Annotated in this window: 24 protein-coding genes; 20 read left to right on the top strand and 4 right to left on the bottom strand. The window is 67.9% G+C overall.

What is annotated here, in order from left to right:
- The first annotated feature begins 1 nt into the window (after nucleotide 1).
- Nucleotides 2-751, top strand: a complete 750-nt coding sequence (locus tag BMZ45_RS04860; protein WP_254776528.1) for a lytic transglycosylase domain-containing protein — start codon at nucleotides 2-4, stop codon at nucleotides 749-751.
- A gap of 25 nt (nucleotides 752-776) precedes the next feature.
- Here the strand turns inward: BMZ45_RS04860 and BMZ45_RS04855 are convergent, their stop codons facing one another.
- Nucleotides 777-1,280, bottom strand: coding sequence for a hypothetical protein (locus tag BMZ45_RS04855; protein ID WP_091633069.1), 504 nt, complete (start codon nucleotides 1,278-1,280; stop codon nucleotides 777-779).
- 229 nt (nucleotides 1,281-1,509) lie between these two features.
- On the opposite strand from BMZ45_RS04855, the gene BMZ45_RS04850 reads away from it, so the two are divergent.
- From BMZ45_RS04850 to BMZ45_RS04800, 11 genes are all read left to right on the top strand, one after another.
- On the top strand, nucleotides 1,510-1,995 hold the full coding sequence (locus BMZ45_RS04850; protein WP_139215388.1) for a hypothetical protein: 486 nt from the start codon (nucleotides 1,510-1,512) through the stop codon (nucleotides 1,993-1,995).
- Complete coding sequence (locus BMZ45_RS04845; RefSeq protein WP_091633064.1) at nucleotides 1,992-2,642, top strand: short chain dehydrogenase; 651 nt, start codon at nucleotides 1,992-1,994, stop codon at nucleotides 2,640-2,642. The genes BMZ45_RS04850 and BMZ45_RS04845 overlap by 4 nt, the downstream gene beginning before the upstream one ends.
- A gap of 2 nt (nucleotides 2,643-2,644) precedes the next feature.
- Nucleotides 2,645-2,839: a CPXCG motif-containing cysteine-rich protein gene (locus BMZ45_RS04840; protein ID WP_056178582.1), complete on the top strand. Its 195-nt coding sequence runs from the start codon at nucleotides 2,645-2,647 to the stop codon at nucleotides 2,837-2,839.
- Nucleotides 2,836-3,720: a TolB family protein gene (locus BMZ45_RS04835; RefSeq protein WP_091633061.1), complete on the top strand. Its 885-nt coding sequence runs from the start codon at nucleotides 2,836-2,838 to the stop codon at nucleotides 3,718-3,720. Before BMZ45_RS04840 ends, BMZ45_RS04835 begins: the two co-directional genes overlap by 4 nt.
- Before the next feature lie 109 nt (nucleotides 3,721-3,829).
- Nucleotides 3,830-4,966: a winged helix DNA-binding domain-containing protein gene (locus BMZ45_RS04830; RefSeq protein ID WP_091633058.1), complete on the top strand. Its 1,137-nt coding sequence runs from the start codon at nucleotides 3,830-3,832 to the stop codon at nucleotides 4,964-4,966.
- Between the two features lie 370 nt (nucleotides 4,967-5,336).
- The gene (locus BMZ45_RS04825; RefSeq protein ID WP_091633055.1) at nucleotides 5,337-5,729 is read left to right on the top strand and encodes a hypothetical protein; all 393 of its coding nucleotides are present in this window, start codon (nucleotides 5,337-5,339) and stop codon (nucleotides 5,727-5,729) included.
- 125 nt (nucleotides 5,730-5,854) lie between these two features.
- A complete protein-coding gene (locus tag BMZ45_RS04820; RefSeq protein ID WP_091633053.1) occupies nucleotides 5,855-6,592 on the top strand; it encodes an HAD family hydrolase in 738 nt (245 codons plus the stop codon).
- 130 nt (nucleotides 6,593-6,722) lie between these two features.
- Nucleotides 6,723-7,196 carry a hypothetical protein gene (locus tag BMZ45_RS04815; RefSeq protein ID WP_091633051.1) on the top strand — a complete coding sequence of 158 codons (474 nt, stop codon included), beginning with the start codon at nucleotides 6,723-6,725 and terminating at the stop codon, nucleotides 7,194-7,196.
- Nucleotides 7,197-7,301: 105 nt separating this feature from the next.
- Complete coding sequence (locus tag BMZ45_RS04810) at nucleotides 7,302-7,742, top strand: hypothetical protein (RefSeq protein WP_091633049.1); 441 nt, start codon at nucleotides 7,302-7,304, stop codon at nucleotides 7,740-7,742.
- Nucleotides 7,743-7,744: 2 nt separating this feature from the next.
- On the top strand, nucleotides 7,745-8,392 hold the full coding sequence (locus BMZ45_RS04805; RefSeq protein WP_091633046.1) for a hypothetical protein: 648 nt from the start codon (nucleotides 7,745-7,747) through the stop codon (nucleotides 8,390-8,392).
- Nucleotides 8,393-8,434: 42 nt separating this feature from the next.
- The gene (locus BMZ45_RS04800) at nucleotides 8,435-8,929 is read left to right on the top strand and encodes a GNAT family N-acetyltransferase (RefSeq protein ID WP_091633044.1); all 495 of its coding nucleotides are present in this window, start codon (nucleotides 8,435-8,437) and stop codon (nucleotides 8,927-8,929) included.
- A gap of 24 nt (nucleotides 8,930-8,953) precedes the next feature.
- On the opposite strand, the gene BMZ45_RS04795 is transcribed toward BMZ45_RS04800, so the two are convergent.
- From BMZ45_RS04795 to BMZ45_RS04785, 3 genes are all read right to left on the bottom strand, one after another.
- Nucleotides 8,954-9,289, bottom strand: a complete 336-nt coding sequence (locus BMZ45_RS04795; protein WP_091633041.1) for a hypothetical protein — start codon at nucleotides 9,287-9,289, stop codon at nucleotides 8,954-8,956.
- Between the two features lie 184 nt (nucleotides 9,290-9,473).
- Complete coding sequence (locus tag BMZ45_RS04790; protein ID WP_091633039.1) at nucleotides 9,474-9,737, bottom strand: hypothetical protein; 264 nt, start codon at nucleotides 9,735-9,737, stop codon at nucleotides 9,474-9,476.
- A gap of 108 nt (nucleotides 9,738-9,845) precedes the next feature.
- A complete protein-coding gene (locus tag BMZ45_RS04785; protein WP_139215387.1) occupies nucleotides 9,846-11,021 on the bottom strand; it encodes a fibronectin type III domain-containing protein in 1,176 nt (391 codons plus the stop codon).
- A gap of 235 nt (nucleotides 11,022-11,256) precedes the next feature.
- Between BMZ45_RS04785 and BMZ45_RS21070 the strand changes: the two genes are divergently transcribed.
- From BMZ45_RS21070 to BMZ45_RS04750, 8 genes are all read left to right on the top strand, one after another.
- Entirely contained in the window at nucleotides 11,257-11,508 is a 252-nt protein-coding gene (locus BMZ45_RS21070; protein ID WP_139215386.1) for a hypothetical protein, read from the top strand.
- A 40-nt stretch (nucleotides 11,509-11,548) separates the two neighbouring features.
- Nucleotides 11,549-12,826: an ApeA N-terminal domain 1-containing protein gene (locus BMZ45_RS04780; RefSeq protein ID WP_091633034.1), complete on the top strand. Its 1,278-nt coding sequence runs from the start codon at nucleotides 11,549-11,551 to the stop codon at nucleotides 12,824-12,826.
- A gap of 182 nt (nucleotides 12,827-13,008) precedes the next feature.
- Entirely contained in the window at nucleotides 13,009-14,409 is a 1,401-nt protein-coding gene (locus BMZ45_RS04775) for a hypothetical protein (protein ID WP_139215385.1), read from the top strand.
- A gap of 120 nt (nucleotides 14,410-14,529) precedes the next feature.
- Nucleotides 14,530-15,534: a tRNA dihydrouridine(20/20a) synthase DusA gene (gene dusA, locus BMZ45_RS04770; RefSeq protein WP_091633029.1), complete on the top strand. Its 1,005-nt coding sequence runs from the start codon at nucleotides 14,530-14,532 to the stop codon at nucleotides 15,532-15,534.
- Nucleotides 15,531-16,442, top strand: a complete 912-nt coding sequence (locus BMZ45_RS04765; RefSeq protein ID WP_091633026.1) for an arginine deiminase-related protein — start codon at nucleotides 15,531-15,533, stop codon at nucleotides 16,440-16,442. The genes dusA and BMZ45_RS04765 overlap by 4 nt, the downstream gene beginning before the upstream one ends.
- Nucleotides 16,443-16,700: 258 nt before the next feature.
- The gene (locus BMZ45_RS21950) at nucleotides 16,701-17,057 is read left to right on the top strand and encodes a hypothetical protein (RefSeq protein ID WP_254776563.1); all 357 of its coding nucleotides are present in this window, start codon (nucleotides 16,701-16,703) and stop codon (nucleotides 17,055-17,057) included.
- Between the two features lie 54 nt (nucleotides 17,058-17,111).
- Nucleotides 17,112-17,795: a response regulator transcription factor gene (locus BMZ45_RS04755; RefSeq protein WP_055909122.1), complete on the top strand. Its 684-nt coding sequence runs from the start codon at nucleotides 17,112-17,114 to the stop codon at nucleotides 17,793-17,795.
- Between the two features lie 399 nt (nucleotides 17,796-18,194).
- Nucleotides 18,195-19,592 (top strand): ATP-binding protein, encoded by a 1,398-nt coding sequence (locus BMZ45_RS04750; protein ID WP_091633022.1) that lies wholly within the window; start codon nucleotides 18,195-18,197, stop codon nucleotides 19,590-19,592.
- Nucleotides 19,593-19,620: the final 28 nt, after the last annotated feature.

The raw sequence follows: 19,620 nt of genomic DNA, 5'->3' as shown, positions 1-19,620 counted from the left end.
CTTGGGCGCGGCCGGCGATGCGCACGCGCGCAAGGTCTACCGCTGCGTCGGCCGCGACGGCTCGGTCAGCCTGGCGACCGCGCCCGAACCGGGCTCGCGCTGCGAAGCGCGCGAGTTCGACGACAACGTCGCCAAGGTGCCCAACCTGTGGGGCTCGATGGGCGTCATCAACGGCACCCTCTACGAGCGCCAGCAGGACGGCCAGACCGTCTACAGCACGCGCAATCTGCCCGGCTCGACCAAGGTGCTGTCGTTCACCGTGGAAACGCCGCCGGGCGAACCCGCGCACGTCGGCCTGGGCCAGGTCGGCAAGCCGCAGCTGGACAAGTACGCCGCGCAGTTCCGTTCCGCCGCCAAGGCCACCGGCGTCGACGACGCCTGGCTGCGCGCGATCGCGCATGCCGAGAGCGGCTTCAACGCGGCCGCGGTCTCGCCCAAGGGCGCGCAGGGCGTGATGCAGCTGATGCCGGCCACGGCCCGGGAATACGGGGTGGTCGATCCGTTCTCGGCCGAAGAATCGATCAACGGCGGCGCGCGCCACCTCAAGCAGCTGATCCGCCGCTACAAGGGCGACCTGACCCTGGTCGCGGCCGCCTACAACGCCGGCATCGGCGTGGTCGCGCGCTACGGCGGGGTGCCGCCGTACCGCGAGACCCAGGCCTACATCGCCAAGGTCCAGGCCCTGCACGAGAACTACCGCGCCGCGCTCGCGCCCAAGCCCAAGCGCAAGCGCGCCGCCAAGAAGCGCTGACGCGCACGCGACATCCGCTGCGCCGTCAGGCCACCGCCGCCTTGTGCGCCTCGAACGGCAACGGCGTGGCGCCGCTCTGGGCGACGATGCGCGGTTCGGCCGCGGTCAGCAGTTCCTTGCTGCCGTCGACCACCACCAGAATGCGGCCGGCCTCGATCTCGTCGTGGAACTTGCGCCGGATCGGGTCGGGCAGGGACGAGCCCACCAGCGCCGAGGCCCAGCAGCCGACCATCGCGCCGGCCATGGTCGCGGCCGCCGCGCCGGCCAGGGTCAGCGCGATCGGCGTGGCCGCGACCACCGCCAGGCCCGCCGCCAGTCCGGCCGCGCCGCCGATGCCGGCGCCGCGCAACGCGGCCGGCATCAGGTCGGTGTCGGCTTCCTTGCGTTCGTTGGGGATCGATTCGAGCTCGATGTCCGAGCGCGCGATCAACAGGATGTCGTCGTCGTGCACGCCGGCTTCCAGGGCGGCGTTCATCGCGGCCTGGGCGCTGTCGAGATCGGGCGTGCTGAACACGTGTCGGATCTTCATGCTTCCTCCTGACGATGTTTCGCCTTGGAGTCGCGATGCGCCGTATGGCGCCGCGCATCGTGCCGATGGCGGCCGAGCACGCGCAAGCTCGCAGCGTCGTCGCCCGGCCGTCGCGGCGAGCTTGGGCGCGCTCGGGTTACCGCGACGTGAGGGCGCCGCGCCTGCGCTTGGCGTTAACGTCGCGGTGCTAAGGTGCGATCCATCGCTTACCGCATTCATGGAGCTCCGCATGCGTCGCTATTCCGGTACCGCTTACGCCTTCGCCGCCCTGGCCGCGCTGAGTCTGGCCGCCTGCAAACCCACGCCGTCGCCGGAAGCCGCCACGCCTGCCGCCGAGACCGCCGCGGCGCCGACGCCGGCCGCCGAAACGACGGCGCCCGCCGCGAGCACGCCCGCGCCGTCGCAGTTCGCCGGCAAGGTCTGGGAGGTCAAGGAGTCGGCCACGGTCGAGAAGGGCACCACCTATGCCTTCATCGCCGACGGCACCCTGGTGATCGATGGCCCCGGCGGCACGCCGCTGCAGGCGCAATGGACGTTCGACGGCGGTCAGCTGACCCTGATCGAGGAAGGCCAGTCCTATCCGACCGACATCCTCAAGCTCGATGCGAGCGAGTTCCGCATTCGCAGCCATAACCCCGGCCAGCCGGTGGAAGTGCTGCTGGTGCCGGCGGCCGACCAGACCCTGCCGACGGTGCAGCCGAAGACGCCGATGTGAGCGCGCCCGCGGCCAACGAGGGTGCGCGCCGGCGCGCGCTGGTGATCGGCGCCGGCGGCGTGATCGGGCGCGCGGTCGCGGCCGCCTTGGCCGAACGCCATGAGGTGATCGGCGCCGGCCGCAGCGCCGGCGACGTGCGCATCGACCTGGCCGATCCGGCCAGCATCGAGGCCGCACTGGACCAGGCCGGGCCCTTGGACGCGGTGGTCTGCGTGGCCGGCAACGTCGCCTTCGCGCCGCTGAGTCGGATCGCGCCCGCGCCGATCGAGACCTCCACTTTCGGCCTGGGCCTGCGCGACAAACTGATGGGCCAGGTCAACCTGGCGCTCGCGGCGCAGACGCGCCTGCGCGACGCCGGCTCGATCACCCTGGTCACCGGCATCCTCAGCGAACAACCGATCGCCGCCGGCGCCTGCGCCAGCCTGGTCAACGGCGCCATCGAAGCCTTCGTGCGCGCGGCCGCGATCGAGCTGCCGCGCGGATTGCGCATCAACGCGGTCAGCCCGACCGTGATCGAGGAGGCGATGCCGGACTATGCCCCCTACTTTCGCGGTTTCGAGCCGGTGTCGGCCGCGCGCGCCGCGCTGGCCTTCGTGCGCAGCGTCGAAGGCCTGCAGACCGGCCAGACCTACCGCGTCGGCTGGTAGCGATGTCCATGCAGCCCTTCATCGACGTGAGCTGCCCGTACTGCGGGGAGACGATCGGCCTATTGCTGGACGTCTCCGCCGGCGATCAGACTTACATCGAGGACTGCCAGGTGTGTTGCCGTCCCATCGTCGTCTCCGTCGCCATCGACGAGGAGGGCGAGCCGCAAGTCGGCGTCAGCGCAGAGGACGAGGCATGAGCGCAAGAGTGGGCGGCCGCGCTGCGGCTTGGTGTCTGCTATGGGGCTGGGGGCTCGCGGCCTCCGCCCACGCCGCCGAGGTGCTGCCTTGGCAGCCGGCGCGCATCTCCAGCGCGCAGTTCGAATCGCATCCGGCCTTCGATCCGCGCAACGGCGATCTGTACTTCGTGCGCAGCCGCCCCGATTTCAGCGGCTGGCGCATCTACACCAGCCATTGCGGCGCCGACGGCTGGTCGGAACCCGCATCGCCGCCGTTCGCGGGCGACGGCGTCGAAGCCGATCCCTGGTTCACGCCCGACGGACGCAGCCTGTATTTCATTTCCTCGCGCTCGGTCGACGGCGTGCCGCGCAAGGACCTGGATATCTGGCGCGTGGATCGCGACGCCGACGGGCGCTGGGGCAAACCCGAACGTCTGCCGGCACCGGTCAATTCGCCCGGCGCCGAATGGTTCCCGCGCCCCGCCGCCGACGGCTGGCTCTATTTCGGCTCCAGCAACCGCCCCGGCGGCTACGGCAAGACCGACCTGTGGCGTGCGCGCCAGGGCGCGCGGGGCGCCTGGAAGCTCGAGAACCTCGGCCCCCAGCTCAACACCGCCGAGGACGAGTACGAGCCGCTGATCGCGCCGGGCGGCGAGCGCATCGTATTCATGGCCGGCGACGGCCTCTACGAAAGCCACCGCAAGCGCGGCAAGTGGGCGCCGCGCACCAGGCTGGGCCCGCAGATCAACGTCAACGGCAGCGAGATCGGCGCGCTGCTTTCGCCCAGCGGGCGTTCGATGCTGTTCGCGCGCGACACCAAAGGCGAGCGTTCGGGCGAGTTGTTCCTGCTGCGCGGCGAGGGCGACGAGGACTGGCCGCCGAAGTGTCCGAAGGGCGGCTGACACCTGCGGTCCGCGCGCACGTTGCGTCGGACTGAGCACCGGTACGGCCTGGGCGACGAATCGCCGCGGATCCGGCTATCGTTCGATCCAGTCCTTTCAGTCCGCGACCATGCCCGCAAGCAAAACCGCCGCCGCGCGCGGCCCGGCCGGCGACACGCTGGACACGCGCGCGCTCAATCGCGCCCTGTTGCAGCGGCAGTCGCTGCTGCGGCCGTCCTCGGAATCGCCGCTGGCGATGATCGAGCGCCTGGGCGGCCTGCAGGCGCAGGCGCCGAACCCGCCGTATCTGGGCTTGTGGTCGCGCTTGGCGGCGTTCCGCCCGCAGCAACTGACCGAGCTGATGCAGGGGCGCCAAGTGGTGCGCGCGACCATGATGCGCGGCACCCTGCATCTGGTCAGCGCGCGCGACTATCTGGATTGGCGCGCGACCCTGCAGCCGATGCTGCGGCGCCTGTTCCTGCAAAGCGATCAGGGCCGCGCGGTGCAGGGCATGGACCTGGATGCGCTGGGCGCGGCCGGGCTGACGTTGCTGGCGCGCGCATCCTTGAACGCGACCGAGCTGGGCGCGGCGCTGCAGCCGCAATGGCCGCAGCGCGACGCGGCGGCGATGGCGCGCTGGGTGCGCGGCGTCGAGCCGTTGATTCACGTGCCGCCGGCCGGGATCTGGGACTCGCATCGCCCCGCCGCCTTCGCGCCGGCCGCGCACTGGCTGGGCCAGCCCCTGAGCGCGGACGACGCCAGCGAGGCGATGGTGCTGCGCTATCTGGCCGCGTTCGGGCCGGCCACGGCGCAGGACATCGCCGCCTGGTCGGGCCTGCAGGGCGTGCGCGCGATCGTCGAGCGCCTGCGTCCGCGCCTGCGCACCTACCGCAATGCCGCAGGCGCGACCTTGTTCGATCCCGTGGATGCGCCGGCACCGGAGCCGGACGCGCCCGCGCCACCGCGTTTGCTCGCCGATTTCGACAACCTGCTGCTCGCCCACGCCGACCGCAGCCGCATCTTCGACGAACGCCACAAGGCGGCGGTGTTCACCCGCAACGGCATCGTGCGTGCGACCGTGCTGATCGACGGCTACGTGGCCGGCACCTGGAGCATGGAGCGCGGCAAGGACGCGGCGACGATCGCGATCGTCCCGTTCGCGTCGCTGTCCAAGCCGCAGCGCGCGGCTCTGGACGAACAGGCACTGCATTGCCTGAGCCGCTTCGCGCCGGATCTCGCGCACGCGGTGAGCTTCGACAGCGCCTGAGCGTGGACGCGCCGTGCCGGCCGTCACGTCGAATCCGCGACCGGCTTCGACGCCGGTGCGTGCGCGCGCATCGCCGCGGCGCCCGCGAACGCATGCGCGCATGAGCGGCCGACGCGCGATTTCGTAAAGGTTGTGTTGCGTTCAGCCAATCGGCGCACAGCGCGACCCCGCGCAATGCCGTCCTGGGTCACGTTTTGCCGTATTTCGGCGGGCTCGCCTAACGTCATTCGCGCGCGGTGTGGTTAAGCGAACGTAGCTTTAACGCTTCGCGCGCGCGATCGGTTCAGACGCGGGCCGGCAAGGTGCAGTCGTGCGGTGACCCCCAAGCTTTCAGACATCCGCGCAACACATCACCTCCAGGAGAGATCGCATGAATACCCTGTCCCGCAAGTCGTTGATCGGTGCTTTCGCCCTCGTCGCCAGCCTGTCGGCTCCGCTCGCGTTCGCGCAGCAGGCCGAGCAGGCTCCGCCGGCCGAGCAGGCGCAGAGCACCGATGCCGCGGCCGCCGCCGCGACCGATGCGACCGCTGCCCAGACCAGCGAGCCGGCTGCGACCGCCGCCGCGCCGCAGAAGAAGAGCTGGAGCGATGTCGACGTCGACAAGGACGGCAACCTCAGCAAGACCGAGGCCTCGAGCGTGCCCGCCCTGGGCCAGGTCTTCGACAAGGCCGACAGCAATGCCGACGGCTCGCTGACCGCCGACGAGTACAAGGCCTACGTGGCCAAGGCCCAGAGCAGCAAGCCGGCCAAGCACGGCGGCTGATACACGCTCGGTCATAGTGGAACCCGGGGGTGTGGACTCCCCTGCGGAGGAAGGGCGGCTAGGGCCGCCCTTCCTGTTTGCGGTCCCGGTTTTTCGTCGGGCCGCGCGCGCGGCATAATGCGCGCATGAATCGCACGCATGCGGCCGCCATCCGGCTGGTCGGCTTCGACGCCGACGACACGCTCTGGCGCAGCCAGGATTACTTCGATCAGGCCCAGCTCGACTTCGAGCGCATCGTCGGCGCCTACGTCGACCTGCACGACGCGGGCGTGCAGCAGCACCTCTACGAAGTCGAGAAGCGCAACATCGCGCTGTTCGGCTACGGCGTGAAGGGCATGGTGCTGTCGATGATCGAGGCCGCGGTCGAGATCACCGGCGAGCGCATCAGCGCCGCCGACCTGCACCGCATCGTCGGCCTGGGCAAGGACCTGCTGCGGCATCCGGTCGAGCTGCTGCCCGGCATCCCCGAGGCGGTGCGCGCGATCGCCGGCGAGTACGACGTGGTGCTGATCACCAAGGGCGACCTGTTCCATCAGGAAGCCAAGGTCAAGCAGTGCGGCCTGGCCGACCTGTTCCGTCGCATCGAGATCGTGAGCGAAAAGGACACCGCGACCTATGCGCGCCTGTTCGACGAGTTCGGCCTGAGCGCCGAGCAGTTCGTGATGATCGGCAATTCCCTGCGCTCGGACATCGCGCCGGTGCTGGCGCTGGGCGGCTGGGGCATCCACATGCCGTATCACGTGACCTGGGCGCACGAGAACGAGGCCGAGATCGCGGCCGACGCGCCGCGCCTGCGCCGCGTCGACGGCGCCGCCGCGCTGCCCGAGGCGGTGCGCGAACTGGCGCGCGCGGCCATCGCCTGAACGGGCGCCGACGCCAGCCCAACGCCGGCTGAGCGGTTCCGGCGCGGAACCGCGAAATTACGAAATCGTTCACCGTCGCGGTCGCATCGTCGCCCCATGCCTGCAATGGTGCAGGCTTGAGGAGAACGACATGACCGCACTGTCCCGATGGCTCGCCCCGGTGGTCGTGGCCGCCGGCTTCGGCGTGGTCGCGATGGCGCCGGCCCCGGCAATGGCGCAGAGCGACGACCTCGCCCGCGTGATCGTCGATGTGGCCGACGTGATCATCCGCGGCAACACCCCGTACTACCGTTACGGCAACTACGGCTACAACGATCGCCTGATCGTGGTGCGCGACCGCTACGGCCGCCCGACCTACTACCGCAACGTGCCGCGCCACGGCTATGCGCAGCCGCCGTACGGCAACGCCTACGGCTACCGCAACCAGTACCGTCCTGGCTACCGCACCGCCAACTGCAACCAGTACGGCAAGTGCCGCACCGAGTACTACGACGCCCGCTACGACCGTCGCCACGATCGCCGTTACGACAACCGCTACGACAACCGTTACTACGACGGCCGCTACTACGACAGCCGCTACGACCGCAGGCGCTACGACGACTAAGCGCCCACCCGACGGCACCGCGACCCGCGGTGCCGTCGTTTCGCCTGCTGCCGCGCACCGCGTTCGGTGCTAGCCTGCGGCCCTGCCCGCAAGGAGTCGTCCCTCATGAAATCGCTACTGCTGTGCGCCAGCCTGGCCGTCGCCGGCCTGGCCTCCGCCTGGGCCCCCGCGGCGCAGGCCGCCGGCCACGTCGACTGCAAGCTGCGCTTCAATCTGTCGGGCTGGTCGGTGTTCTACAAGACCTCCTCCGGCAGCGGCACGGTCAGCTGCAGCAACGGCCAGAGCATGGCGGTCAAGATCAGCGCCAAGGGCGGCGGTCTGACCGTGGGCAAGTCCAAGATCGAGAACGGCGTCGGCGAGTTCTCCGGCGTGCACAACATCTCCGAGATCCTGGGCACCTACGCCACCGCCGAGGCGCATGCCGGCGCGGTCAAGTCCAGCAAGGCCCAGGTCATGACCAAGGGCGAGGTTTCGCTGGCCCTGGCCGGCAAGGGCGAGGGCTGGGACCTGGGCGTGGCCTTCGGCAAATTCGTGATCTCGCGCTGAGCATGGACCGCGCCGCCGCACCGTCGCCCCAGCCGCCGCGCTCGCGCCTGCGCGTGCGCATGCTCGCGCTGCTGGCCTCGATCGCGGCGGTGTTGGGCATCGGCCAGAGCTGGGCGCAGGACTACGCCTTCGGCTGGGATCCGCGCAGCGGCGACGCTTGGGTCGATACCTGGCTGGGCGACGTGAACCGCTACGGCACGCGCTACCGCGAGCCCTTCGTCGACGAGATGGTGCGCAACTACGGCGCGCCGCGCGAGCTGGTGTCGGAACTGCTGGGCGCGCGCCGCTGGGCGCCGGGCGACGTCTACTACGCCTGCGCGCTGGCGCAGGTCTTGGGCCGTCCCTGCCGCTACGTGGTCGACGAATGGGAACGCAGCCACGGCGAGGGCTGGGGCGCGGTCGCGCAGCGCATGGGCATCAAGCCCGGCTCGCCCGAGTTCCACCGCCTCAAGCGCGGCTTCGTGCCCACCTACGACCGCTGGGGCCGTCCGATCGCGATAGACGCCGAGCTGCGCCGGGATTTCCCGAATCGGCCCAGCGTGAAGAGCAAGCGCGCGCAGCCGCCGCAGGCCGCGCGCGAGGCCGGCAAGGGCAAGGGCGCCGACAAGGCCAAGGGGCCGGACCCGCGCAAGGCCCCGGGCAAGCACTAGACGCGTCCACGCGGCGGGCTGGGGCGGCTTTATGATGGCCGCATGAGCGAACGCGTCCCCGCCACCGATATCCGCATCGTCGATTTCGCCCCGCAGTGGCGCGCCGATTTCGCCCGCCTCAACCTGGAGTGGCTGCAGCGCTGGTTCGTGGTCGAGGCCATCGACCGCGCGGTGCTGGACGATCCAGAAACCCATCTGCTCGCCGACGGCGGGCGTGTGCTGTTCGCGGTGGACGCAGCGCAGCGCGCGCTCGGTACGGTCGCGCTCAAGCACGAGGGCGATGGCGTCTACGAGCTCACCAAGATGGCCGTCGACAGCCGCCTGCGCGGCGGCGGCATCGGGCGCCTGCTGATGCTGGGCGCGCTGGAACGCTTCCAGGCGCTGGGCGGGCGCGAACTGTTCCTGGAATCCAGCACCAAGCTCACGCCCGCGCTGAAGCTGTACGAAAGCGTCGGCTTCCGTCATTACCCGGCGCCGCGTCCCGGCTCGCACTACGCCCGCGCCGACGTCTACATGGTCTGGCACCCGCCGGAATAGGGCCGGCGCGAGTCGCGCACGCGCTCACTCCTTCTTCTTGTTGTCCATCGGCCGCTCGTTCGGCGGCGGATCGTCGGCGTTGGCCTTGGGCGGCTGCTGCTGACTCATCGCGCGATGCGCGGCATCCATTTCGGCGGCGCTGACCTTGCCGTCGTGGTCGGCATCCATCCGCTCGAACATCGCGCGCGCGCCTGCGGCATGCTCCTCGGCGGTGACGATGCCGTCGCGGTTGCTGTCGATCACGGCGATCTTCTCGGCCGAACTCATCGTCTTCGGCTTGGCGGTTTCCTGGGCCAGAGCCGGCGTCGCGACCAGCGCGGCGGCCAGCGCCAGGGCATAGGCGCGGATCTGCGGTTTCATGACGGGCCTCCTTCGATGCAGCCCCTGCGCCCTGAGGTTCCGCCGCGCGCGGTGACGCGGCCGTCGGCGTCGGCCTGTTCAGGGCGGTTTGCATCCAAGCGATTCAGCTGCGGGTCGGTCGTGCGTGAGGCCGGCGCGCGCGGCTCGCGGTTCCCGCATGCGCCGGAACGGGCCGGGCGTGGGCTCAGGGCTCCGGCGGCGCACGCAACATCGGCCTGACCAGCATTGCGATGCCGGCCAGCAACAGCAGCACGCCCGTTCCCAGGGTCCAGTAAGCGCCGTCGTTGCCGGGCGCCATATGACTGTTCCAATAAGCGCCGGCGGCGCCGAACACCACCAGCACCGCGCCAAAGCCGAAACTGCCCAGGCCGAGCAGCAGCGCCAGCCACACCGGCAGGCGCAGGAACACCATGCCCCATGCCGCCAGCACCAGCACTGCGTAGGCCATGCCCGCTCCCTGTCGTCGACGGCCCTACGTTAGCGGCAGTGCGGCCCGTCGACAATTTCAGACCCGCGAGCGTCACGGGACTGGCGGCGGATCGCTGGTCATGGACGACTAAGGGCACTCGCCGATCGCGGTCTCGCAGTCTACGCCGCATTCCGCGGCCGCGCATTGCAGTGCGTTGTCTTCGCTGCTCGCGCTGATGGTGAAACCCCGGCAACCGGAGGGGCTGGTCGTGCCGCTGACGCGGAACGTCGTCGGCGCGGTTTCCTCGAAGGCGTCGCCGTATGTTGCGCGCCCGCACATCATGGCTTCTCCTTGCGAGTTGGCGATCACGCGATCCGTGCGGCTGCACCCGTTGCCGTTGCTGTAGTGGATATCGAAGTACTCGGCCTGCGCATACAGCTGGCCGGAGCAGGTGCGCTGCGTCGGCGGCGGATTCGCTTGATCCGGCGCGGATGGCGGCACCGCGTTGGCGGACACTCGGGTCGGACGACGCTCGGGCCCGCGTGCGTTGTCGCTGGCAGCCTGTTGTGCGGTTTCGACCGGCACGCACACATAGTCGTCCTGCGTGGCCCGGCGCCAGACATAGGGCGCAATGCAGGGAACGTTGAAGGCCCAGCATTCCTTGGGCTGACGGTCCGAGCCATCCAGGCTGGACATCCGGCAGGTATCGGGGTTGAAGCCTGGCGGGGCAACCCGCCGGCTGGCTGCGAGCTCGTTGTCGGCCAAGGTCTGCGCGCGCACCTCGGGTGTGACGCAGACATCGTCGGCCGGCGTCGCCGTGCGCCAGACGTAGCCCGATTTGCAGCCGTTGGGCACGGAATCGGCCGGTACTAGGGTTGCGGTGCAGGCGGCGGACGAGGGCTGCTGCGACACGCAGCCCTGGGTGCCCGCCGCGGTGCGCGCGTGCATGTAGAAGCAATAGTCCGTGCCCATGTTGAGGCCATCGAACTCGCGACTGGTGATACCGCCGTACAGGAGGTTGGAATGGGGCCCGTCCCCGGTCAGGTCGCGACCTAGATCACCACCGTAGAGGTCGCGTACGTGGAAGTCGAAATACATGGTATGGCCGCTTGCAGCGCCCGCCGCCGCCCGGCCGGTGGTGTTCCTCCAGCTCAGGCGAATGGCGGTGGGGGACAGTGGCGCGGCGACTAGATCGGTCGGCGTGCCGGGGCGTTCTTCACAGCTGGCGTGCGCCGGTAGGTTCGCGAATAGGGCCGCCACTGCGACGGTGTACGACCAGTCGAGCGCGTAGCGCGGCGGGTTGATGAGAGGACGGTGCGACATCTCGGCATCCTTCCGTTTCGCGTCGCGCGTCCGGAGTGGAAGAAACGGCGACTGAGGGACGTTCGAATCTCAAGTGCAGGCGCGATGCAGCCCGCAGCGCGTATCCAGCGCGGTCTTGAGTCCGCCCCTAGGCCAACGCGGCGCGCCCGGCGCGGCGGTCAAACACAGATCTGCCAGGGCCTTGGGGCGGCACCCCAGAGCCGGGGCTCCGCTAGCAGCCCTTACAATGGCCGCAATGACCGCCGCCCTCGCCATTCCCGCCATTCCCGCCGCGCAATTGCGCCTGTCCATCGCTCCGATGATGGACTTGGCGGAAATTCTTGAATTTTCAGTTAGTTGCGATTTATCGTGTTCAGTTTATGTGCACGCATTTACACACGCGAGCGTGTCATTCGCAACACCATCTATATTGCCGACAGTCATTGCAGACAACTTGCGGAAAAATAGCTTGGCGCAACATGGTGTCGGGACCAACGAGGACGCCTGACCATGCTCGCAATCGCTCGGCTAGCGAGTGAGGAGGCAGCTTGAGAAATACGGATACGCCACACTCGTATCTGGGTCGCTTCTGGCTACCCAGTCAGAGTGAGGAAACTGCAGTTTCCGGCGTCCTGGACTTCGACGAAGCTGGCGCCACGGTGCGCTTGGAGGGGGCTCTGACCCCGACCGGTCTGCTGGCTGACGCCATCGTTTTCGCCAAGCTCCAAGGGCGGCACGAAATGGCAACCTTGTTCAACTGCTTCGCATCCGCCAGCAGAAAGGGCGACGGTACCGTAGTGTCCTCCAAGATCGAATCCACGCGTATTGCGCTCGGCACACTGCGCAAGGATTTGGGCGGTCGAGGCGTGCAGTTCCGACTGCCAGGTAGCCCAACATGGTTCCATGAACAGTGCTTCGACGCCGACATCGGGGACCAGTCCAGTACGGTCGTGCGCTTCAAGGCGTTTGAGGTGACGCGCTACCCCTTGCCCGACAGACTCGCTCTCGAAAGGTTCTATTCGGCTACAGTGCCGTTTGGCAATTGGGGCTCAGAGCAATTCCACGTGGATCGCCCGATGGGCTTTCGGATTCTGTCGCCCACGCGATTGCCCTTCGAGCGACTGTGGGAGCTGATGTACCGCCTGCGAAGGTTCTTGGAGTTCCTGTCCCAGCAGCATCTGCCGCATACGCATCTGATGGTCATCGACGAGGCAGACATCGAGCGGGGGGTTCCGGATATTGAAATCAGGCACTCATCGCTGCATGCGGTCAAGCCAAGAAAGTTCGAATGGGACGAGCAGTTGGCGCAGTTCGACGACATACGGGATCGCTTCCCGGCGTTGTTGATGCGCTGGTTCGAGGTACATCAAGCCTATCCCGAAGCGTTCGAACGATACTTCGCGGCCTTCGACCGGGACAGGAAGGACATCATCCTGCACTTTCTCTGGAACGTCGCGGCGCTGGAAGAGCTACATAAGCTGCGCACTACGCGCATGACCAAGAAGGAATTTTCGTTGCTGGAACGCCTTCAGGACATCCGAGCGCGATGGGCTGCCGCGTTCAAAGTCATGCCATCAGATGATGCCCTCAGGCAGATAAAGGACAGTCGCCACTACTACGCGCACGCCGCTGGTGACCTCAGGGACAAGGCTGCGAAGAACTGGATCTTGCTGCGCTATGGTGATTTCATTGCGGCCCTATCCAACCTGGAGATTCTTGCGCTCCTTGGCCTGAGTGATGAAGACGCAATTGGACTGGCGAGAAACTACTGGATGAGTGAAACGCTTTGTCTGGAGAAGTATCCAGCGCACGAACGAGAATCCTAGGAGCCGAAATAGTGGTGTGCGCGCCGAAGCGAAAGGTGTGAAAGATGTGAGTGAGCAATCTCGTTAATCCGAGGCACCGGGACGCCGGGGTGGGGCGATGCCTGCAAGGCGGTACTGCCATTGGACTTACGCCTGTTGAACATCTCGTTGAACAATTCTATGTTAGGAAGTGATGTCTACGTATGGTTGAGAGAACGGGCGAGCATTGCGTCACTTCCGTGCCCAATCGGGCAACGTTCTTCGTCAGATTCCAGGTCGCCCCCACCACGCACAACCTGCACTACTCTGCCGTAGCTGGTGCTTATGCCGCATGCTGGGTTATTGCAGACAACGAAATTTCTGCTTATTCAAAGGCGCGCTTCTTCGTTGCGAAAGGCGAATGGACAGTCATTGACGAGGAAGTTCCAATTGTTGAAGTTGTAGAGGCGGATTTCACAGATCGCGATATTGGGCTTGCTCAGTTTCGAGTTGCGCAGGAGAAAGGCATCGCCATCGCCTACATATGCTGGTCGCTAGATGGAAAATCTGAGTCGGGCCCAATGCCGTTCGACCAGCCACAACTTTTTGATCTCAATACCTACGTCGGTAGGAAGAAGAAGTTGTCGAAGACCGGGCGGTGTCTGCATTACGCAAGCGGGGAGCAGTGTGGCGAGTTCATAAGCGCTCACTCAATCCAGAAGAATGGACAGCTTTCCGTCATTGCGCACGAAGGGCATGTCTACGCGTTATCGATGAATGTGGGGGGCATCAAGAAAAACGATGGTGGAGTCTCCCTCGTTAGGCATGGAATAGGCGGCGTCTCGACCTTCAATGGATTCTGCAACAGGCATGACAATGAGTTGTTCGCTCCGATAGACAAGACGCCGTTAGTACCGACAAGCGAGCAGGTTCTTCTCTATGCCTACAGGTCGCTGTGCAGGGAAGTCTTCGTCAAGGAAAACGCGCTAGATCTCATAGAAAGCCAGATCAGGGATCTCCCGGAAGGAAGCGCCATGCGCCCGACCTTAGATATAATGAAAGCGGGGACGTCGATCTCGCTGGAGAACCTGCGATCTCACAAATCGCAGTTCGATCTGGCAATATCTAGCAAGAAATATCTTGATATCGAATACCTTCTTTTCACGAGCAAGCAACCGCAAACTGTTGCGTTCTCGGGGTTGTTCTACCCTGAGTTCGATTTCTTGGGGCAGCCGCTGCAGGATCTGGCGGATCCTGAGTGCCGCTATGACCTCCTAACGTTCTGCTCTGCGCCCGTCCAGCACGGATGGGGCTTCTTGTTCGCCTGGCAAAAGTCGAGCGCTCCGACATGCCGCAAATTCATTGGATCACTTGCGGCTGTCATCCACGAGGACCAGAGGGCGGGAGCGGATGCCATGTTCCGCATGGTTGTCTCCAACTGCGAGAACACCGCTTTCTCTCCGCGATGGTGGGAGCGGCAATCTCCAGACGAGAAAGCGGCCGTCATTGAGTGCTTGAGTCGTGGCGTCGACCTGCACGTTCCTATTGACCCTGGCTACTTGAGTAAAGGGGCAGAAGGCGTCAGTCAGTGGGAATTCGATGGCGTGTATGCAGTGTATGAGTAATCGCTACGGAAAACTTGGGTCAGGTTCGTATTAGCTCTGGATATTTAGACTGCACTTCGAGTGCGAAGCGACGGAGCAGCCCGAGCCGGCGCTCAACGCCCACCCCGTACAATGCCCGCCATGACCGCCGCTCCCGCCACCGCCATTCCCGCCGCGCAACTGCGCCTGTCCGTCGCCCCGATGATGGACTGGACCGACACCCAGTGCCGGGTCTTCCACCGCGCGCTGGCGCCGCATGCGCGGCTGTATACCGAGATGGTTCACGCCAATGCGGTGATCCACGGCGATCGCGATCGGTTGCTGGCGATGGATCCGGTCGAGCATCCGGTGGCGCTGCAGTTGGGCGGCAGCGAGCCGGCGCTGCTGGCGCAGGCGGCGCGGATCGGCGCCGAGCACGGTTTCGACGAGATCAATCTCAACTGCGGCTGTCCCTCCGACCGGGTCCAGGCCGGGCGGTTCGGTGCCTGCCTGATGCGCGAGCCGGGGCTGGTGGCCGACTCGGTCGCGGCCATGGTCGCGGCCTGCGAGGTGCCGGTGACGGTGAAGTGCCGGCTCGGGGTCGACGACGATCAGCATTACGAGGTGTTCCTGGCCTTCATCGAACGCGTGGCCGCGGCCGGCTGCGGCATGTTCGTGGTGCATGCGCGCAATGCCTGGTTGAAGGGCCTGTCGCCGAAGGAAAACCGCGAAGTGCCGCCGCTGCGCTACGACTGGGCCTATCGCCTGAAGCAGGACCATCCGGAGCTGCAGGTGATCGTCAACGGCGGCATCGCCAGCCAGGCCGACGCAAGCGCGCACCTGGCCCACAGCGACGGCGCCATGCTCGGCCGCGCCGCCTATCACGATCCTTATTTGCTGCACCGCCTGGACGTGGCCTGGTTCGGCGGTGAGCTGCGCAGCCGCGCCGAACTGCTGCGCGGGCTGCGGCCCTACGTGGAAGACCAGCTCGCGCGCGGCGTCGCGCTCAAGCACATCACCCGTCACCTGCTCGGCCTGTTCCATGGCGAGCGCGGCGGGCGCGCGTTCCGGCAGGTGCTCAGCGAGGGCGCGCACCGCCCCGGCGCGGACTGGTCGCTGGTGGAACGCGCGCTGGCGCTGACCGAAGCGCGGGCCGACGCGGCATGATCGGCCGCGACCGCGAGGCCTTTCTCGCCATCGCGCGCGACTGCGCGCCGGACTTCGGCCCGGCCACCGCGCGCGCCGCCTTCCTGGTCGCGCCCGACGGCTTCGCGCGCGCCGAGCAGTCGGCCGGCGACAACCGCTACATGGCCGCCGCCGAGGGCTTCGACCCGGGCCTGGCCAGCGCCCAGCACCGCGAACTGCAGCGCGCGCTGTCGGCGCTGCTGCCCACGGTCTGCTTCGCCGGCGACCCGGACACGCCCGACGCGCTGTTCCCCAACAACGTCTATGCGACCGCGCCAGGCCGCACCCTGATCGGGCGCATGCGCCATCCGGTGCGCCAGCGCGAGGCCGCGCGCGCCGACATCCGCGCCTTCTTCCGCGAGGTGCTGGGTTACGCCGAGATCGACCTGTCGACCCAGCCGCACCCCTGCGAGCTCACCGGCGCGCTGGTGATCGACCGCGCGCGCGGGCTGGGCTACTGCGGCCTGTCCGAGCGTTGCGACGCCGAGGGCGCGCGCCTGATGCACGAGGCCCTGGGCCTGCGCGCGACCCTGCTGTTCGACCTGGCGGCGGGCGAATACCACACCAACGTGGTGCTGGCGGTGTTGGCCGGCCGCGCGGCCCTGATCTGCCCCGGCGGTTTCGCCGATCCGGCCGCGGCCGCCGCCATCGCCGCGGTCTATGCGCCGCACGCGATCGCGCTGAGCCCGGCCGAGCACGCCGCCTTCGCCGGCAACGCGATCGCGCTGTCGCCGGACCGGGTCTGGATGAGCGCGCGCGCGGCCGCGGCGCTGAGCCCGGCCAGCCGGGCCGGTCTGGCGCAGGCGGGCTTCGCCGTGGCGGCGGTCGCGCTGGACGCGATCGAGGCCGGCGGCGGCTCGCTGCGCTGCTGCGTGGGCGAGATCTACTGAGGTCCATTGACCACGATGTCATCGCCGCCCGGGCTTACGGGCGGTCGCGGCCTTCGAATTCGAGTACCGGGCGGTTTCGCCGACGCTCCGCGTCGTTGCTCGCAAGTACGGGCCTGAATGGTGGCTGGGACGTAAAGAAAAAGTTCAGACCGGATTCACCGCTCCGTTTCGAGAATGCCACCTCATCCAGCGCCCGTGCGCTATTGTTCCGTCACGTTGTCCTGTCGAGTCCCCATGAAGATCCTGTCCGCCCGAGTCATGGCCACGCTGCTGCTCGCCGCTACCGCGGTCGGGGCGGGCGACGCCTGGGCGCAGCAGGACCGGGGCGGCCGCGGCCAGGGTCAGGGCCAGGAGCGTCGCGACCGCGACGACGGCCATGACCGGCACGAAGGCCATCGCGCGTTGTCCGATGCAGTGCGCCGCGTCGAACGTGAAAGCGGCGGCGGCCAGGTCCTGAGCGCCGAGCGCGTGCCGTTCGACGGCCGCGACGTCAATCGGGTCAAGGTCGTCGACCCCAGCGGTCGGGTCCGGATCTACATGGACGACCCGCAGCAGGGCCGCGAACGTCGCAACGATGGCGGCCGTACACGCGGCGACGACAACGACAACGACTAACCTCTGGCGTAGAGGTCGCGCCCTCCGGCGCGGTCGACTGATAAGGGAGTGCCCATGCGAATTCTGTTGGTCGAAGACGAAGCACCGCTGCGCGAGACTCTGGCCGCGCGCCTGAAGCGGGAAGGCTTCGCTGTGGATGCCGCCCAGGACGGCGAGGAAGGCCTGTACATGGGCCGGGAAGTCCCGTTCGACCTGGGCATCATCGACCTCGGCCTGCCCAAGATGTCGGGCATGGAGCTGATCAAGGCCCTGCGCGACGAAGGCAAGAAGTTCCCGGTCCTGATCCTGACCGCCCGTTCGAGCTGGCAGGACAAGGTCGAGGGCCTCAAGCAGGGCGCCGACGACTACCTGGTCAAGCCCTTCCACGTCGAAGAGCTGCTGGCGCGCCTCAACGCGCTGGTACGCCGCGCCGCGGGCTGGAGCAAGCCGACCCTGGAGTGCGGGCCGGTCATGCTGGACCTGGCCGCGCAGACGGTCAGCGTCGCCGGTACCAACGTCGACCTGACCAGCTACGAGTACAAGGTGCTGGAGTACTTGATGATGCACGCCGGCGAGCTGGTCTCGAAGGCCGACCTCACCGAGCACATCTACCAGCAGGATTTCGACCGCGACTCCAACGTGCTCGAAGTCTTCATCGGCCGCCTGCGCAAGAAGCTGGACCCGGACGGCGCGATGAAGCCGATCGAGACCGTGCGCGGCCGCGGCTACCGCTTCGCCATTCCGCGCAGCGGGGAGTAAGGACGGGCTTCGTCCGGCCGCGGCCGGGCGAGGACGTCGGGCCGGGCATGCGGGCGGACGCAACTTTCAGCGAACTCAAGCGACCGGGCGCGAACGCGATTCGCGCCCGGTTTTCGTTGCTGCGCCAGAGGTCTCGGTCATGAGTCGGGGCCAGTCGCGTTCGCTGCGCGCCCGGTTTTCGTTGCTGCGCCAGAGGTCTCGGTCATGAGCTGGGACCAGCCTCGTTCGCTGCGCGCCCGGTTTTCGTTGCTGCGCCAGAGGTCTCGGTCATGAGTCGGGGCCAGTCGCGTTCGCTGCGCGCCCGGTTTTCGTTGCTGCGCCAGAGGCCTCGGTCATGAGCTGGGACCAGCCGCGTTCGCTGCGCGCCCGGTTTTCGTTGCCGCGCCAGAGGCCGCGCCCGTGAGCTGGGGCCAGCCGCGCTCGCTGCGCGCCCGCCAGCTGCTCGCGGCCAGTCTGGGCCTGCTGGCCTTCCTGGCCCTGGCCGGCTACGCCCTGGACCGCGCCTTCCTCGACACCGCAGAGAACAACCTGCGCGAACGCCTGCACGGCTACGCCCTGGCCTATGCGGCCAAGGGCGACTTCGACCGCAGCGGCGAGTTCGTCGAACCCTACGAGCCGATCGACCCGCGCTTCGACCAGCCCGGCAGTGGCCTGTACGCCGAACTGGTGCTGCCCAACGGGCATTGGGACTCGCCCTCGGCGCAGGGCCCGCTGCTGCCTCCGGCGGCCATGCTCAAGCCCAGCGAGCGCCGCTTCGAGGGCCCGCTGCCGATCACCGAGATCAACGGCGACGTCGGCGAGGCCTACCGCTACGGCATCGGCCTGACCTGGGCCGCGGGCGGCGACCCGCGCGCCGAATTCCCGTACACGATCTACATACTCGAGAACACCACCTCGCTCAGCGGCCAGGTCGCGGTGTTCCGCGGCGCGCTGTGGCGCTATCTCGGCGGCGCCGGCTTCATCCTGTTGCTGCTGCAGGCGCTGATCATGCAGTGGAGCCTGCGTCCGCTGCAGCGCGTGATCGACGAGCTCAAGCGCGTGCAGCGCGGCCTGGCCTCGCGCATGAGCGAGCGCCACCCGCGCGAGCTGGAACCGCTGACCGAAAGCATCAACGCCTTCATCGAGAGCGAGCGCGAGAACCTGGACCGCCAGCGCAACACCCTGGCCGATCTCGCCCACAGCCTGAAGACGCCGCTGGCGGTGCTACGCGCGCGCCTGGACGACGACGCGCCCGACGGCGAGCTGCGCGAGGATGTGGACCTGCAACTGCGGCGCATGAACGATCTGGTGTCCTACCAGCTCGCGCGCGCGGCCTCGGGCGGCCACGCCCTGTTCGCCGCGCCGGTCGCGATCGAACCGCATGCCGAGCAGATCGTGCGCGGCCTGGAAAAGGTGTACGCCGCCAAGGGCGTGCTGTGCGAGTTCGACGTAACGCCCGGCGTGCAGTTCCACGGCGAGCCCGGCGATCTGCAGGAACTGCTGGGCAACCTGCTGGAGAACGCGTTCAAGTGGGCGCATTCGCGCGTACTGCTGACGGTGACGCCGGGCGAGACCGCGCCCAATCGCCGCCCCGGCCTGCTGTTGGCGGTGGACGACGACGGCCCCGGCATTCCGGCGGAGAAGGTCGCGCTGATCCTGCAGCGCGGCGTGCGCGGCGACGAACGCGTGCACGGCCACGGCATCGGCCTGGCGATCGTGCAGGACCTGGTGCGCGGCTACCGCGGCACCCTGGACGTGGTGCCGTCGGACGAGCTCGGCGGCGCTCGCTTCGAGGTCAAGCTGCCGCCGGGGCTTTGAGCGGCGGCAAGGGGTAAGAGCAAATCCC

The organism is Lysobacter sp. cf310 (genome assembly GCF_900114355.1).
GTDB lineage: Bacteria > Pseudomonadota > Gammaproteobacteria > Xanthomonadales > Xanthomonadaceae > Lysobacter.
Note: the sequence above shows the minus strand (reverse complement) of the source record. Positions and strands in the feature narration are given on the sequence as shown.